Source organism: Streptomyces sp. CRCS-T-1 (assembly GCF_024442335.1).
GTDB classification, from domain to species: domain Bacteria; phylum Actinomycetota; class Actinomycetes; order Streptomycetales; family Streptomycetaceae; genus Streptomyces; species Streptomyces koelreuteriae.
The window spans coordinates 7724021-7739872 of sequence record NZ_CP101651.1 but is presented as its reverse complement, the minus strand read 5'-3'; the positions used below and the strand labels follow the sequence as shown (position 1 = coordinate 7739872).

12 protein-coding genes are annotated in these 15852 nt (G+C 72.7%); all 12 read right to left on the bottom strand.

Going from position 1 to position 15852, the window contains the following annotated elements:
* Positions 1-10 precede the first annotated feature (10 nt).
* Positions 11-907 (bottom strand): peptidoglycan-binding protein, encoded by an 897-nt coding sequence (locus NNW99_RS35015; RefSeq protein WP_215123179.1) that lies wholly within the window; start codon positions 905-907, stop codon positions 11-13.
* Positions 907-2451, bottom strand: a complete 1545-nt coding sequence (locus NNW99_RS35010) for a DUF6519 domain-containing protein (RefSeq protein WP_215123178.1) — start codon at positions 2449-2451, stop codon at positions 907-909. The genes NNW99_RS35015 and NNW99_RS35010 overlap by 1 nt, the downstream gene beginning before the upstream one ends.
* A 77-nt stretch (positions 2452-2528) precedes the next feature.
* Positions 2529-4676 carry a hypothetical protein gene (locus NNW99_RS35005; RefSeq protein ID WP_215123177.1) on the bottom strand — a complete coding sequence of 716 codons (2148 nt, stop codon included), beginning with the start codon at positions 4674-4676 and terminating at the stop codon, positions 2529-2531.
* Positions 4676-8488, bottom strand: a complete 3813-nt coding sequence (locus NNW99_RS35000) for a putative baseplate assembly protein (RefSeq protein WP_215123176.1) — start codon at positions 8486-8488, stop codon at positions 4676-4678. Before NNW99_RS35000 ends, NNW99_RS35005 begins: the two co-directional genes overlap by 1 nt.
* Positions 8485-11595: a putative baseplate assembly protein gene (locus NNW99_RS34995; RefSeq protein ID WP_215123175.1), complete on the bottom strand. Its 3111-nt coding sequence runs from the start codon at positions 11593-11595 to the stop codon at positions 8485-8487. The genes NNW99_RS35000 and NNW99_RS34995 overlap by 4 nt, the downstream gene beginning before the upstream one ends.
* Positions 11592-11996: a GPW/gp25 family protein gene (locus tag NNW99_RS34990; RefSeq protein WP_215123174.1), complete on the bottom strand. Its 405-nt coding sequence runs from the start codon at positions 11994-11996 to the stop codon at positions 11592-11594. The genes NNW99_RS34995 and NNW99_RS34990 overlap by 4 nt, the downstream gene beginning before the upstream one ends.
* Positions 11993-12337 (bottom strand): hypothetical protein, encoded by a 345-nt coding sequence (locus tag NNW99_RS34985; protein ID WP_215123173.1) that lies wholly within the window; start codon positions 12335-12337, stop codon positions 11993-11995. The genes NNW99_RS34990 and NNW99_RS34985 overlap by 4 nt, the downstream gene beginning before the upstream one ends.
* 19 nt (positions 12338-12356) lie before the next feature.
* Positions 12357-12893 (bottom strand): phage baseplate assembly protein V, encoded by a 537-nt coding sequence (locus NNW99_RS34980; protein ID WP_215123172.1) that lies wholly within the window; start codon positions 12891-12893, stop codon positions 12357-12359.
* A gap of 50 nt (positions 12894-12943) precedes the next feature.
* A complete protein-coding gene (locus NNW99_RS34975; RefSeq protein ID WP_215123171.1) occupies positions 12944-14083 on the bottom strand; it encodes a hypothetical protein in 1140 nt (379 codons plus the stop codon).
* A complete protein-coding gene (locus tag NNW99_RS34970) occupies positions 14076-14450 on the bottom strand; it encodes a hypothetical protein (protein WP_215123170.1) in 375 nt (124 codons plus the stop codon). Before NNW99_RS34970 ends, NNW99_RS34975 begins: the two co-directional genes overlap by 8 nt.
* Positions 14451-14458: 8 nt before the next feature.
* Entirely contained in the window at positions 14459-15160 is a 702-nt protein-coding gene (locus NNW99_RS34965) for a hypothetical protein (RefSeq protein WP_215123169.1), read from the bottom strand.
* Positions 15157-15846: a hypothetical protein gene (locus NNW99_RS34960; RefSeq protein WP_215123168.1), complete on the bottom strand. Its 690-nt coding sequence runs from the start codon at positions 15844-15846 to the stop codon at positions 15157-15159. The genes NNW99_RS34965 and NNW99_RS34960 overlap by 4 nt, the downstream gene beginning before the upstream one ends.
* Positions 15847-15852 lie beyond the last annotated feature (6 nt).

Sequence of the window (15852 nt, the reverse complement as noted above, 5' to 3'; positions counted from 1 at the left end):
GCGCACGCTCTCACTTCCCGGACCGGGGCACCTTCAGCCGGTCCCAGGTGACCTTGCCGGGGATGCCGTCGGCGTCCTTGCCGGAGAAGTTCTGCTTCTGCTGCCAGAGCGCGTAGGACCGGCGGTCGGCCTCGGACCAGTCGGGGCTCGGGCCCTCCTCATAGCGGCTGCAGCCCTCGGCGACCAGGCGGCGGCCCATCGCCGTGATGATCGGGGAGCGCTGCCCGACGTGGAAGAACGCGGCGCCCGGGAACGGCTCGTAGGACGGCTTGGGCGCGGGCTCGGGATCCGGGTCCGGCTTGGTGCTGCCCCCGGCGCCCTTCAGCCGGTCGGAGATGCGCTTGCGCATGCCGTCCATGGTGAAGCCGCGCGGGTCCACCTTGCCCGGCTGCCACTCCTTGTGGCCGATGACGGAGCGCTCGGACCAGCCGTGGTGGCGGCAGATCGCCGCCGACACCTTCTCGATGGCCTCCTTCTGCGCCTCGGGCCACGGGTCCTTGCCGTTGCCGAGGTTGATGCACTCGAAGCCGTAGAAGTGCCGGTTGCCGTCGCTGTCGGCCTCGTTGTCGCCCGGCAGCTTCGACTCGTTGATCACGGCGCGCAGGACATCGCCGTCGCCGAGACCGGCGTGGTTGGCCCGGCCGTTGCCGACCAGGTGCACATGGCCCTTCTTGTCGATGACGCCGTGGCACAGCGGGCCGGGCAGGCTCGAGTAGCCGTCGTAGCAGGTGTCGACTGAGGAGGCGGTGCCGGAGGTGACGGTGTGGTGGATCATCACGCCGTTCACCGGGCCCCAGGGGCCCTTGCTGTTGCGGTTGTGGGTGCGCCAGCTGCGGACCTCGTGGACGGTCACGCCCTCGGCCCGCAGGATCTCCACCAGCTTCGACGCGCTGAGCGGCTTGGCCATCAGTTCTCTCCTTCGACGGCGGCTTCCGCCTCCGCTGTGGTCTGGGACCTCCCCTGTGAGGGGTCCTCGGCGGCCAGCTCCTCGCGGCGGGCCTGTTCCTCCGCGGCGAGCGTCGCCTCGTCGGCGGCCGGCATGCCGCTCGCCAGCGGGCCGAACGCCAGGCGCAGATCGACCGCGCTGCCCTCGCCCTTGATCAGGGCCAGGGGGGCGAAGTGCCGGGCGATGCCGGCCGGTCCCCGCAGCAGCGGGCGGCGGGCCGGGTCGAGGGGCCATTCGACGCCGCCGGTGGCGGTGCGGGCGGGCACGGTCCAGTGGTCGCCGGTGCGGTAGGTGCCGCCCTTGGCGAAGTACACCTCGACGCCGTCCTCCAGGGGCAGCCACTCGCCCTCGGTGACGGGGATCGCGCCGCCGCGCAGGTCGGTGCTGCGGCCCTTGCGCTTCGGCCCGCCGCGGTGGTCCCAGCGGCGCAGGTACGGGTTCAGATGCGCGAGTCGTCCGACGCCCGGGTCGGGTTCGGCCGAGAGGCGGACGCGGCGGCCGGGCAGGTCCAGTTCCTCGACACGCAGCAGCGGCAGGGGCTCCAGACGGGAGGCGTAGGCGGTGTCGGTGAACTCCACGTGGTCGCCGACGTCCAGGTCCAGCTTGTCGTCGTGACCGAGGGACGCCAACTGCACCCAGGTGCCGTCGAGTTCGTCGACGGGGAAGACGACGGAGCCGTTCTCGCGGGACCACTTGAAGGTGGCGTCCTCCGCCTCGCCGCCCGCGTGGACCTCCACCCGATACAGCTGGTTCTCCGGGCCCCGGTAGCGGGCGTCCGGCTTGACCAGGCACGGGTCCTCGTCCGCGTGGCCGGGCCGCTCGCTACGGGCGGCGAGCCGGGCCGAGGGGGCCGACTGCCGCTGCGCCCAGCGGGTGAAGGCGGCCCGGACGACCTCCTTGGACGGGTCGGTCTCCTCGATCTCCAGCTGAGTGAGGGACAGCGGCAGTACCTGCCAGACGACCTTGAGGCGGGCGGCGGTGTCGGGCATGGCGGCTCCGAGGGCGACCTCGCGCAGCGCGGGGTCCTCGGCCGCGTTGACCGAGCGCTCCCACACGTTCAGGTAGACGAGGAACGGCGTCTGGGCGGGCGAGGGCAGCCGGTCGCCGGGCTTCTCCGGGTCGCGGAAGGCGTCGGGCTGGTCCCAGTAGGTCCACTGCGCGGGCGGCTCCGGCGCGGACTCCTCGCTGTCCTCGTCGGTGACGGGCACCCCGGCCGCCGGGCGGTCGGCGTCGCACAGGATGCCGTCGACGTAGTAGCGGCCGCCGTGGACGAGGAGGGTGTCGATCTCGTGCTTGCCGCCCACGTACTCGATGCGGAAGCCGGCGGCGTCGCGGGGCCCGCCGTGCGGTCCGATCAGGTCGGCGGCGAGGCTGCGGGTCTGGTGGAGCTGGATCGCGGTCTGCTCGTTGAGGTCGGCGTCGAGCTGGACGCGGCCCTGCTGGGCGACGACCGCCGAGTAGTGCCGCTCCGGACGGAACGTGGAGCGGGAGAGATCTGCGTGCATGAAGGGTGTCCCCTCGGGTTCAGAGGTGCGGGTTCACGAAGTCGGTGGCGGTGCGGCTCGGTCGGCGCCGCTGCGGCTCACGTCACGAAGAAGATCCCGGCGTCGGTGCCGGCCGGCGTGTACTCGGCGAGCCGGGCCCTGAGGCCGTCCTCGCGCTGCGGCCGGTACAGGTCGTGGAAGGCGCCCATCTCGGCGCCGTCGTCGGCGCCGCGCCGGATCTCCTCGGGGCATCGGTCGGACAACAGCGCGTACCAGGGCGTCCCGTAGCGCTGGGACGTGAAGGACGGCTTGGCGTCCGTGCAGCGGTGGCGGCGCGGGGTGCGTGAGCCGCTGGGGACGCGGGAGTAGCGCACGCAGCCGATGCCGCGCCGGGCCACGTGGAGCCGGCCCGTGAAGACGCTGTTCTCGGCGATCTTCACGGCGTGTGTGTGGATCTCGCCGATGACGGTGGTGCGGTGCAGGTGCAGCACGGCGTGGGCGTGGCGGCAGTCCGGGGCGGACAGGGCCTCGCGGTCGTCGGCGGTGGCGTCGAGGACGCTGTCCCGGATGTGGATGTCGAGGGGGTCCTCGCCCACCTCGTCGCCGATGACCTCGATGGTGCCGAGGACGCTGTGCTCGATCTGGAGGCAGGCGGTGGTGCGGTCCAGGACGATGCTCGGCTCCTCCGGCGAGTGCGGATCGCACTCGGGCTCCAGGGACCAGCCGGGCACGAGCGTGCTGTGCCGTACGACGACGGCGCCCATCGCGCCGGTGACGTTGATGCCGCGTCCGGCGACGAGCAGTCCGTCGAGGACGACACGGGGCCGCTCGTGCGGGGCGCAGTCCTCGGACACCGCGCGGATGTTGAGCGCGTCGGGGCGGTTGCTGTACCAGTCGAGCAGGCGGATCACGGGGCGTGTGCCCTCCGCCGCCCGCACTTCGAGCCGGTCGCCCGGGTCGAGGTCGAAGTCCAGCTGCTCCTGGTAGGCGCCGCTGTGCGTGATCTCGATGATGCCGTCGGGTCCGGTACGTCCGGCCCGGCGGTCGTGCTGCCAGGCCCGGTAGGCGTCCATGATCTGCCGGTACGGCTGTCCGGGCCCGACCCGGTAGAACTCCGCGTCGGGGCGCGGCTCACGGTCGCGTTCGTACTCACCGCCGCCCATGTCGGCCGCGAACGCGTAGTGGTAGTCCACCCATACGCCCTGCCGGGGCGCGGAGCGCGAGCCGAAGGCGATACGGCCCAGCTCGGGGTCGACGGCGACCTGGCCGCGCTTGGGCCGGTAGCGCCAGTCCGACAGGTCGGCGACCACGATGTCCGACGGCGGTACGGGGTTGTCCTCGCCGTCGCGCCGGATGACGAAGCTCTTGCCGGGGCCGTAGTAGTCGAGCAGCCGGTCGTGCAGGAGACGGCGGGTGACGAACGCCGGCACGTTGTCGACAGTCGCGATGTGCGTCGGCGAGGGCTCCGGGAACGGCTTGGTGACCAGCGGGGTGTCGTTCCCGAGGATCGAGAAGGTGTAGAGGTTGCGGGCCCGGTCGATGCAGTAGGCCGGGGTCCGGGTCAGCGCGTACGCCTTCAGCCGCCATACGAACAGGGCGACTCCGGCCGGGGTCCAGCCGCCCTGCCGATGGCGTGACTCGGCGCGGCGGACGTCGGCCGTACGGGCGCTGCTCGCGAACGGGCCGCCGCCGAGGGCGAGTTCGGCGCCGTCGCGCAGATCGGTCAGCCGTCCCCGCTCGCCCCGGTGAGTGCCGGTGCCGTACAGCTTCACCGGCTGGGTGTGGGCCACCTGCCGGGACAGTTCCACGGCGCGCGCGGGCCAGGCCGCGACCTGCTCGGACAGTTCCTCCAGCAGGTGCAGGGTGCCCTTGCGGCGGCGGCTCGCGACCGTGGCGGCCACGTCCCGGCGCGGGGCGACGGCCTCGGCGAGGGCGGCCCGGCCGCCGTCGTGCAGGCCGGTGGTGAGGACGCGTTCGTAGCCGGGCAGGGTGCGGTAGCCGACGAGGTTGCCCAGGTACGGCAGCACCCAGGGGGCAGCCGTCTCCACGAACAGGTCCTCGTAGCCCTGCTGGACGCCGTCGCGGACGCGGTCGAGCTGCTCGGCGATCACGGCGAGCAGCGCGCGCAGCGGCTCGCCCTCCTCGGCGTCGCGCAGCCGGTGCCAGCGGGGCAGCAGGTCGGCGAGCCCGTCCGGCTCCCTGGGCACCACCGGGGCCGGGGTCTCCAAATGGGTGTCCGGGGACATCACTTGACCTCCGTCAGAATCAGGGTGTCCGCGGCGCGAGGCGACAGCAGCGCGAGCTGGGCCGGGCGGATACCGCGGAAGACGTACACCGACCGGCCCTTGGGCAGGCGCCGGGTGTCGGTGATGTCGGGGTTGAGGCGCAGCAGTTCGGCGAGCGGGACGCCGTACTTCGCGCAGATCTCCGACAGCGTCTCGCCGTTCTCGGCGCGGACCGTGTGGATCTTCTCGTCGTACGTCGCCGCGTGCGCCGGGACGGACGCCTTGGGCGGGCCGGGCCGGGTGAGCAGCTCGGTGAGTTCCTCCGGGGTCGCGGAGGCGGGCACGCCGGTGAAGACGTCGACGTCCACGTAGTCGACGCCGGGCACGGTGTGGGCGGTGACCAGGACCTCGGAGAGGCGGGCGGGCCTGCCCAGCTCCCGGCCCTCGAAGCCGAGCCGGTTCAGCAGGGCCTGCCGCAGACGCGGCTCGACCTGGTGCCAGGCGTGGTCGGGGGCCACCTTCACCCGGGCGGCGATCAGCAGCAGGACCAGTTCCCGGCCGTCCACGCGGACCGGCAGGTTGGGGTCGCCGTACTCGGTGAGGGCGCCGCGCAGGGCGCGCAGGGTGTCCGAGTCGGGGGCGATGGGCACGTCGTCCGTGCCCGCCACCGTCACATGCAGCACGCGCCGCCGCCCGTCGAAGAGTTCGCGTGCCGAGGCCCGGCCGATTCCGGCGCGGGAGCGGGCGAAGTCCTCGTAGTCGGACTCGGACACCAGCCGGTCCAGCGCCGAGACGGCCAGCGGGACCGTACGGCGGGTCAGGCCGGGGCCGTCGGCGTCGGCGCCGCCGGTGGCCGGACGCGGGTTGGTGACCGCGGTGACGCCCAGCGGCCGGGTGAGGGGCTGGGTGACCCGGTCCGCGGGCACGTTGGCGGCCCTGCCCGTGCCGAAGCGGTAGCGGGCGCGGACGTTCTCGTGGCCGGAGGGCAGCCGGGCGCCGTGCACACCGTCGCCGAAGGTCACGGTCGTCCGGCCGTCGGCCGTGGCACCGCTGATGTAGACCCGCTCGGTCGGGCCGCGCCCGGCGAGGCTGTCGACCTCGTGCCACAGCACGCCGTCGACACGCAGTTCCAGCACCGGGGTCGCGCCGAGGGGGTTGTCGTCGGCGAGCCAGGTCAGCGGGGACTGCCAGAGCGCGAAGGTCTGGTTGACGCGGTCCGAGTCGCCGCTGCCGATGGCCTCCTCGCGGCTCTCGCCGTGGGTGGCCTCGACGACGTTGCCGAGGATGCGGACGCTCTCACGGCGGTAGCGGTGGGCGAGATCCGCGGTGAGGGTCAGCCGGGTGTGGACGTGATCGCCGGGGAGCCGAGGATCGACCGCCGGGTCGGCGGCGGCGACGGTGACCACCTCGGTGGCCTTGACGCCGGCCGTGCCCGGGAGGTCACTGCGCTCGCCGGTCACCATCAGCGTGCGCCCGGGCCGCAACCCCTCGTACAGCTCGGCGAGTTCGATCTCGTTGCCGTGCACGTCCTCGCCGAGGGGCTCGTCGGCGAGACGCAGACGCTCCCCGGCCGCGTGCACGGTGGTGTCGCGGATGTGCGACAGCAGCACGTCGAACTCGTCCAGCCAGGGGTCGGCGAGGGTGAGTTCGGTGCCGCGCCCGGTGATGCCGTAGTTGGTGTACGCGGCCGTACGCGCTGCCACCACCTGGGTGGTGACGAACGCCAGCTTCGGATCGCCGGGCACTCCGCCCTCGGCTCCCTTGGCGGGCCGCTGGATCGCCACCCAGCTGCCGACGGTGATGCCCTCGTGCACGGTGTCCAGCTGGAGCGTGCGGCGGTTGACGGGCTCCGGCTTGCTGGCGATCACGACCTCGACATGGGGCTCGGCGCTGCCCACCGTGTACGTGAGGCTGACCTCGTGATCGCCGTGCGTGAACTGCTCACTGGCGCCCGGCCGCAGGGCGATCTGCTCGGAGGTGCCGTTGTGGACTCCGACGTGGACCAGGCCCTCGTCGTCGGGCCGGGACACGAAGAGCGTGCGCTCGGGCAGGGCGGAGAGGTAGCGGGCCGTGACACCGGGCTCCTGGGAGTCGGCCGGACGGCGGTTCAGCCAGCTCAGGTCGCGGTCCTGGCCGGAACGCACGGACAGTTCGACCTGGCCGGGGCCGAGCGTGAAGGTGACGGGCTGGGCGACGGGCAGGTTCTCGGATCGCTGGTCGGAGCTGCTGCCCTCGACGTACTGGAACTCGGCCCGCACCGGGGACTTGCCCGCCGTGTCGAAGACGACCCGCATGGTCGCCAGCACCGCGCCGGTGAGCGGCCAGTCGGCCGTGCGGATGACCCGGCCGCGATCGTCCTGGACCGGCTTCAGCGGGGCCGTGGCTCCGAAGGGAGCCGCGGTGACGCGCAGGGCGAGCAGCTCACGCAGAAGCTGCGGCGTACCGGGGGCGGCGGCCGTACGCCAGGCCGGGTAGAGGCTGCCGAGGCCGGGGTTGAGGGCGGAGAGGAGACGTGCGGTGTCAGTACCCGGGAGCTGCCGACCGGTGACACCCCGGGGTGCGGGGGCGGTGGCGCGCAGCGCGGGAAGTACAACGCCCAGGGCCTCCAAAGCAGCGGCGCGCCCATCATCCTCCAGGGGCGCGGGGAACTGCGCGACCAGCCCAGACGGCCGACCACCCGCATCCGTCTGGGCAGGCGCCAACTCCATGGCCCGCTCGGCGAGTTCCGCGAGCACCGCCTCCAACCGCTCGAACCAAGCCGCCACGTCCTCATACGGAGCGGCCAGCACCTGCGCCTCACCGAGCCGGGCCAGAGGTTCGGCAAGGCGAGCCGCAAGCCGCTCGGGCGTCTTGACCTCGTCCAGATCGTCACGCAGCGGTTCGAGGACCTGATCCTCGAAGTCCTCGATCAGCCGGCTGACCGGCCGCGGGTGGGGAACCTCCGGCGTGGGCGGCTCCTCCCCCGGCTCACCCGGCTGGGCCGGCACAGCCGTCCATCGCCGTACTTCGTCGACCAGTTCCCTCAGGGTCGCCGGCGCCGACTTCGGCAACGAGACCGCCGTGATCTCGTCGTCCCGGTCGACCCGCGTCTTCGCCACGGGCAGCAGCTTGCGCGCACCCCCGGCCCCTTCCCCGAAGACGAACAGCAACTGATCGCCGGTCTGAAGAGAGAGCCCCGTGCCCTCGACGAACAGCTCCGAGCGCTTCTCGAGGTCCTGCGGCGTGAGCAGCGAGGGACGGCGGCGACGGACCTTCAGCTCGTTGAAGTCCCAGCGGGCCGTCAGATCCCGTGCGGTCTCGAACGTCAGCGACGCCTCATCGGCGGAGGCCGGCACGCTGTGGCTGCGCGCGCCGCGCGGGATCAGCACGTTCTGCGCCTCGGCGCGCGGGTCGCGTTCGAGGGTGTACGCCAGGTACGTGGCGGCGGCGACACCGGGACGCGGACGGTGCCCGACGAGCCGGCCGAGCAGCACCAGGGAGCGGTGCTCGTCGGCGGTGCGGAGGTAGGCCTCGTCGGCGATCCGCTCGGAGTGGAAGGTGAGCAGGTCGCCGAGGACGGCCGTGGCGTCGAGCAGGCCGATCGCCGGGTCGTCCGGGGTGCGGACGGTGAGGCGGTTCAGCGCCGGGTACGCGGGCGAGGCGAGCCGGTCGAGCAGGGCGGCCAGAAAGGAGCCGTACTCGCCGACGCGGTAGTCCAGCGCGGTGCGGCCGGGCGGGTTGTGCGGCGGCGTCGGCGCGAGGCGCTCGTCGTGGCCGCCGCGGCAGGCGCCGCCGCAGCCGCAGTCGTCGGTCGCGGGGACTTCGGTCGCGGGGGCCGGGTGCGGGTCCGTCATCGGGCACCTCCCAGAGATATCGCCAGCAGGCCGTTCTCCGGCCGGTCCGGGTCGTTGTCGCAGGTGGCGATCTCCAGCGGGCCGAGCCGCAGCACGCCGTCCTCCCTCTCTCCTCGGTCCTGTTCGGACAGTCGGCGCAGCCGGGTGACCTCGACGCTCTCCACCCCGGGCACGGCCGCGGCGACGGCGACCAGGCGGCTGAGCCGGACCGGTTCGCCGAAGGTCAGCGCGTCGGGGTGGAAGAAGCCGAGCCGTCCGCCGGGCAGCCGTCCGCTGCCCAGCACGCGGTACAGCTCGGCCAGGATCTGCCCGTGCTGGTGCCCCGGCGCGGCGCAGACGCTCAGCGCGATGTCGAGCGGCACCAGTCGGGCGGGCTCCACGACGAGGTCGTGGCCGATGCGCCGGTACGTCTCCAGGGCCTGGGCGACCGAGTCGAGCAGGCCCGGCGACGGGTCGGCGGTGCTGTGGGCGTCGATCGCGATGTGTGCTTCCTGGACGCTGCCGGTCCAGCGGATCTCGGCCGCCGCCCGCTGCACGCCCGGCAGGGCGCCGGCGAGGGCGGCGTAGTCCTCGGCGGTGACCGCGCGCAGCCGGGTGCGGCGCAGGTCGAGCGGGGCCAGCTGGCGTACCTGCTCGACGGGTTCGGGCCGGGTGCCGCCGGTGGCGGGCAGCGGGTTGCGCACGACGGCGGCAGGCGCCTCGCAGTCGCCCTGTACGACCAGGTGGTTGATGGCCTCGGCGCCGACATTGCCGGCCGTGCCTCCGCCGAGCCGGTAGCGCAGTTCCAGGCGGGAGCCGGGCGTGGGCTTCGCGCCGTGCCGGCCGTCGCCGAAGCGCAGGGCGAGGCGTCCGTCGTCCTCCAGTTCGCCGACGAAGTGCCGCTCGCGCGGACCGCTGTCGAGCAGGTCGCGGCGCGGCTCCCAGGTCCGGTCCCCGTCGTGCGGGCGTACGGCGGGCAGGGCCCGGCGCGGGTCCTGGGCGAGGGCGGCGGTCGCCGAGCCGCGCAGCACCGTCTCCTCCGGGTGAAGTCCGCTCGCGTAGGCCGGGCCCCATGCGTGGGCGATCTCCCAGGCGATGTGCCCGTCGAGGACGGTTCCCGCCCGGGCGCGGGCGGCGAGGACCTCGACGCGGCGCAGCTTGGTGTCGAGCAACTGGTCGCTGCGGTAGAGCAGTTCGCGCAGGGCACGGACCGGGTGGCGGTGCAGTTCGAACCGCTCCAGCACGTTCAGGCCGTAGATCACGGCGAGTTCGGCGATCTCCTCCTTGCCGAGTCCGTCCCGGTCGCGGGCGCTGCGCCACAGCTCGACGAGCCGCTGCCGCACCCGGCCCGGTATCGCCGCGATCCGCTCGGCCTGTCCGGCGGCGACGGTGCCGGGGTCGGGGAAGGGCACCGCCTGGGTGACGGGCGTACGGCCGAGGACCGGGCGGAAGCGGGGCGCGATGCCCGGGTAGACGGACTGGGCGAGCAGGGTGCGCAGGGTGGCGGCCTGGGCGTAGGCGGTGCCGGGCACGACCTGTTCGTGGCGTTGCCCGGCACTCTCCAGGCCGAGTCCGGCGCGGTTGGTCGCGGCCTCCCCTACGACGTCGAAGAGTTCGCGGACGTCGTCGGCTACGAGGGCCCGGCCCGACTCGGCCCTGTCCGTCAGGGCGTTGATCAGCCGTGCGGGGGCGTTGCCCTCCTCGGTGTCGTGGCAGCCGAAGGCGGGAGGGTCGCAGGGGGCGGTCACGGCGGGCACGGGCGGCACGGTGACCGTCTCGGGCAGGCCGGTCAGCGTCCGTCCGTGGTCGGCGAGGACGACATTGCCGCGGGCGAGGGTGACCTCCTCGACGGGCAGGCAGTCGCGTCCGCCGCGGGTGCTGAGGCAGAGCGGGAAGCGCAGCGCGTCCTCGGTGGCCCAGGTGATCTCCAGGACCGGCTGGTCCTCTATCCGGTCGAGGCCGGGGGTGACGGAGGTGATCCGGACGGCCTGGCGGTGGGCGGGGTCGGCGTCACCGGGGGTGCCGGTGCGCGGGCCCTTCACCTCCTCCAGGACGAGCACGTCGCCCGGCCTCAGGGCCAGCCGGCGCTCGCGGCAGGTCTCCGGATCCACCCACGCGTCCCTCAGCGTGGCGGCGGTGGCGCCCCGCGGCAGGGTGCACACCTCGCCGCCCCAGGTCCACAGCCGGATGGCGTTGTGCGCGACCCGCAGCTCCAGCGGGTCGGTGGCGACGACCGGTTCGAAGACCTCCACCGAGCCGCGCTCGTCGAGGTCTCCGAGGTCGGCCTCGTCGATCACCGTGCCCGGTTCGGGGCGGTCGTGCGGGTCGAGGCTGCGTACGTCGACGGAGGCGAAGCGGAAGGTGCCCGGGGCGAGCGTCCGGTCCTGCGCGGTCCGGACGGTGACGTAGGCGCGGGCGTTGCAGCCGTCGTGCATCGCGTAGTCGATGAGCTTGACGTGACGGCGTACGGAGACCCGGCGGCGGGCGGTGTCGAGGTAGGCCTCGGTGGCGACCGCGTCCTGGTGGTAGCTGATCTGGTCGCCGGTGTGGGCGAGGAGTTCGACGAGGGTCATGCCCAGGTCGGCGGGGTTGCGCTCGGCCCAGTCGGGGGTGGTGAGCGCGAGCCGGTCCAGGAGCAGCTTGCGGATGGTCTCGTAGTCGCGGGCCGTGTAGTCGATGACGGGCGCGGCGGGGAAGTCCGGCTCCGGCCGGTGCTCGCCCTCGCAGTCGAAGGGGGTGGGGCAGTCGGGCCGGAAGGTGAACGTGGCGCTGTGGTAGCGCTGGTCGAAGCCGCGGTACGGCTCGGTGCCGGGCCGTCCGTAGGGGTCGGTCTCGACGAGGGAGAGGCGGTAGCGGGAGGTGTCTCCGGCCCGGTCGAGGGTGACGTAGAGCCGGTCGTCGAGCTCCGGGTCCTCCTCGCGCTCGACACTGACGTCCACGGCGGTGATGTCCGTGACACGACGGCCGCCGTCGATGCGGACGTTCTCGGGGCACAGGCCGTGCGGGGCCTTGCCTAGGAAGGTGACGGTGAGCAGCAGGCCGTCGTCGCCGGTCTCGACGGTGTCGACGCCGTTGAGCTGTGCGGCCCTCACCTTGCCGCGGCGGGATGTTGTGGCGCCGGTCGTCATGCGGCGGCCCTCCCTTCGAAGACGTCGTCGCGCCGGGCGCCGGTGGCCCGGACGGCGTACGACAGGTACACGCGGACGACGCCGTCCTCACCGCCCTCGCTGTCGATGTCGAGAGCCGTGACCTCGATGAGGTCGCCGAGCCAGCGCTGCAGCGCGGCCTGCACGGACAGTTCGAGCGTGCTGATCAGCTCGGGGCTGTTGGGCGCGAACACCAGGTCGAGAAGTCCGCAGCCGAAGTCGGGGCGCATCACGCGTTCGCCGGGGCTGGTGAACAGCAGCTGCTCGATCAGATCGTGGACGTGCTCGCCGTGCCCGGCGTGCGCGGTGCGGCCGCGGCGGTCGGCGCGGAAGGGGAACGCGATGTCGGAACGGGGCCTCGCGGCCCGACTGGTGGGGTTCATCGGACGGTGACCTTTCGCTGCGCGCCTTGGACGACGGGCGGCCCCTGCGGGACGAAGGCCGCGCTGAAGCACTGGGCCGCGGAGGTGTCGAGCAGCACGGGCGCGCCGTCGACCGTGATGCCGGTGGTGTCGGCGGTCCAGCGGACCGTGACGCACGGCGAGGGCACCCGGTGGACGGTGTGCGGGCAGCCGGTGACCACGTAGGAGTGCGCGGCCGTGGCGACGGCGGCGCCCGCGACCCGGACTCCGCCGGAGGGCGGGGTGGCCGCGGTGACCCGCCCGCCGTGCGGGCAGCCGAGCACGGTGCCGGCGTCGAGAAGCCTTCTGTTCGTTCCTGTCACTTGCTGGGTCCCCCGTCGTCTATCGCTTCGAGAGCACGGTCAACTGGCCCTCGTTGATCGTCACTTCACGGCCGCGCAGCACGACCTCGGCGCCCGCGCCGGTCGCGATGACCACGGCCTCTTTGGTGATGCGGATGTAGGCGCCGCCCTGGGCCTGGAGGAGGATCCCCTGCTCGGCGCCGGGCGTGTCGATCATGACGAGCTTGTGGGCCTGCGGTGTCTGCACGACGACCGGCTTGCTCGGCGAGTTCGCCTGAAGCTCGCGGCGCGCGTCGGGCGGCAGCTCCTCGGCGGCGCCGTACCAGCAGCCCGTCCACACCGGGAAGCTGGGATCGCCCTGCTCGAACTCCACCCACACGCCCGCGCCGGGCGGCGGCACCACGAACTGCCCGGACTCCGGCCCGGTGAAGGGCAGGCAGGGCAGCGCCCAGGTCGACGGCTCGTCGCCGAGCACGTCCGGGACCTCGACGGTGACGCGGCCGATGCGCAGCGGGTCGTTGTTGTCGACGACCCGGCCGCGGAATTTGCCGAGGTAGCGATTGCTGGGTGCCGCCATGGTGGGGATGCTCCTGGAGGATGGTCGTGGGGGCGGTTGCGTGTGTGGGGTTACGGCCGGACGTAGTCGCTGCGGGCTTCGAGCCCCTCCCGGGAGAGGGTGAAGTTCTGCTGGTACGAGCCCGGCCGCAGGTTGTGCGTGACGGACTTGACGTAGTAGTCGCCGTCGTAGGCGCGCCCGGCGCCCCGTACGCCGACGAGTTGGCGGGGCTGGAGGATGTAGCCGTGCCGGTTGACGTCGAGGGAGCCGGAACCGGAGACGACGTCGGCGGAGACGGCCGCGCGGGCGAGCAGTTCGGCCTCGGCCTGCTCGCGCTGCTGCTTGGCGGTGCCGGACAGCGTCTTGCGCTTCAGGGCCGGGGTGGGGCGCCTGCCGAGGGGCGGGCGCAGCGGGCTGATCGGCGGCTGCGGCAGCAGCGTGGACTGCCGGGTGCCGGGGTCCTGCCAGCGGGCCTGCGGCTCTTCCCTGGCCGTCCCGTCGTAGGCGAACGTCAGCTGGTCGACGGTGGATTGGGCGTCCATGTTGACGTTGAGGGCGTGCTGGCGGATGCCGAGCCGGACCTCGGGGCCCCAACGGGCGGACGACTGACCGGGGTTGGGCCCGGGCTCCAGGTAGAAGGTGTAGCCGTTGGCGCGGGCGAGCTCGGTGACGTACTGGAGGTCGGTGCCGGTCTGGTAGTGCACGCGCAGGTCCTGGTGCGGGGGCTGGGCGACCTTCTCGGTGTAGACGTCGGGCCGGATGCCGTAGTCGGAGTAGCGGCGCAGGATGGCCAGGGCCCGCTCGGAGGGCGGCAGGTTGGGGTAGCGAGCGGTGCGCTCCTCCAGGTCCATCAGCAGGGTGAGGTCCTCGCCGGTGACGGTGAGGGTGGAGTGGCCGGGCCGGTTGCTGGCGCCGACCTCCTGCCGTACGACGAGCCCGTCGAAGAGCACGGCGGCCGTGCCGCGCACGCTGACGGTGACGATCAGCCGGGTCTTCGGGTCGAAGAACCCCTCGGGCAGCAGCCGGCGGCTGATGATGCCGTTCTTGGTGAGGTCGAACGCGAGCTGGAACCCGCTGCGCTCGCCCGCGGTGGCGGTGATCTGCGCGGAGAGCAGGGCCTCGGTGACCTCGGCGGGCACGGGGCGGGCGAGCTTGGGCCCCATGAGGAGGGTGATGTGCACGGGGCCCTGCCCCACGGGCAGGTCAAACACGCCGGTCCCCCTGCGGGAAGCCGCCGGCGGTCGGTATGCCGATGATCCGCCCGGCCTCGTCGGTCAACTCCCGTGGATCGAGTACGGGGTTGGCGTCGGCGATCTGCCACCACTGCCCGGGGTCGCCGAAGTACCGCTGGGCGAGCAGGTCGGGCCGCTCCCCCGCGCCGACGACATGAGGCTGGGCCTCCTGGTGGCCGGCGTCGTCGAGAGGCGGCAGCAACCGCCGCTTGGTGTACCGGACTTCGGTTCCGTCGGGGCGGCGGTGCACCCCGATCTCGGCGTCGTGGTACCGGCTGGTGCGCGGATACGGATGAGCGCCGGGTATGGCGTCCAGGGCGCTCTCGTACGGTTCGATGTCGGCCATGGTGTGGCTCAGCCCCTCCTGATCGATGCGCTCGCCGCTGCCCCGAGTCCGCCGCCGAGCCCCAGCGCGCCGAGGCTGCCGCCCCTCGCCGCCGCGGCCAGCCGCTCCTTCTGCGCGAGGTGCGCGAGGTAGAGATCGGCGCCGCGGTGCCCGGCCGGCAGATCGCTGACGGTGAGGATCTTCATGCCGATGCTGAGGGAGGCGCGGATGGGATTGAGATTCACGTCGAAGGCGGACTCGTTCACGGACAACTCCGTCAACCGCACGGGCATGACCCGCTTGCTCCCCCACGTGAACAGCGTCAGCGGCATCTCGATCGGACTGATCTCGATGGCCCCCTTCTGCGACAGCTTGCTCGCGGCCCGCAGTTGCGCGGTGGTCGGCTGCACGAGCATCTCCAGCGTCGCGAGCTGAGGATGAATCCCGTCGGGCGCCGCGACCTCGAACTGATCCGTCGCGTCGATCTCTGCGGTGAACTTCCAGGTCTCCTGAGCGGGGCCCTTCAGCCGCAAGGCCTCATTCCTGTCACCGCTTCCCGTCCCTCCGCCTCCGGCGTCCCCACTGTCACCGGCCGACTGGGGGCTCACGCTGCGTTCCAGGGTGTCCGGGTTGAACTGCAGCACGATGATGCGTTGGGGGGTGCCGGTGTCGGGGTTGACCACGACGATGCCGGAGCGGATGGGTTTGGGGATGTCGGCGTAGCGGGTCACAGGCGGGCCTCCAGACGGGCGCGCAGGTCGGAGTAGTCGTGGCCGGGGAAAACATCCGGGAAGACGTCCAGCATGGTGCGCAGATCGTCCGCGACGCTCCCGAGGCCGCTCTCCCCCAGGTCGACGTCGGCGTACAGGTACTGCCAGCCGAACGTGCCCTTGGTGACAAGCAGTGCGTCCAGGTACTGGGCGTAGTCGATGTCCAGCAGCGCCCCGTCGGAACTGTCGTAGTACCAGACCTCGGGTGAGATGCTCCCGGTCACCACGGACGGGACCCGCAGTGCGGCGAGCGTGCCGGCTCCGGTCCTCGGCTGTTCGTCGAACACCCGGAACTCCTCGTAGAGGGCGCGCACATCGGCGGGGAGATCATCGTGGATGAGCGTCTCACCTGTGGCGAACAGGGCAGCGGGAAGATGACGCAACGAGAACTCACCGTGGAGGGTCGATCCGCCCTTGGCGAGCGTCCAGTGGGACGAGATCCCGTCGAACCGGAGAAAGGCCCGCTGGAGTTCCGGCGCGAAGCGGACGCCCTGCCACTCCTCGATGAGATCGAAGGCCTCCGGTGCCTCACCCGTGAGTTCCTCGATCTCTCCCCTCTCTTCGTAGCGGATGTCCACTCCGTCGGTCTCCTGCAGTTCGTCCAGGAGCCGGAGGTACCTGAGTTCCTGTTCCGTATAGCGCGCCATGGTCCC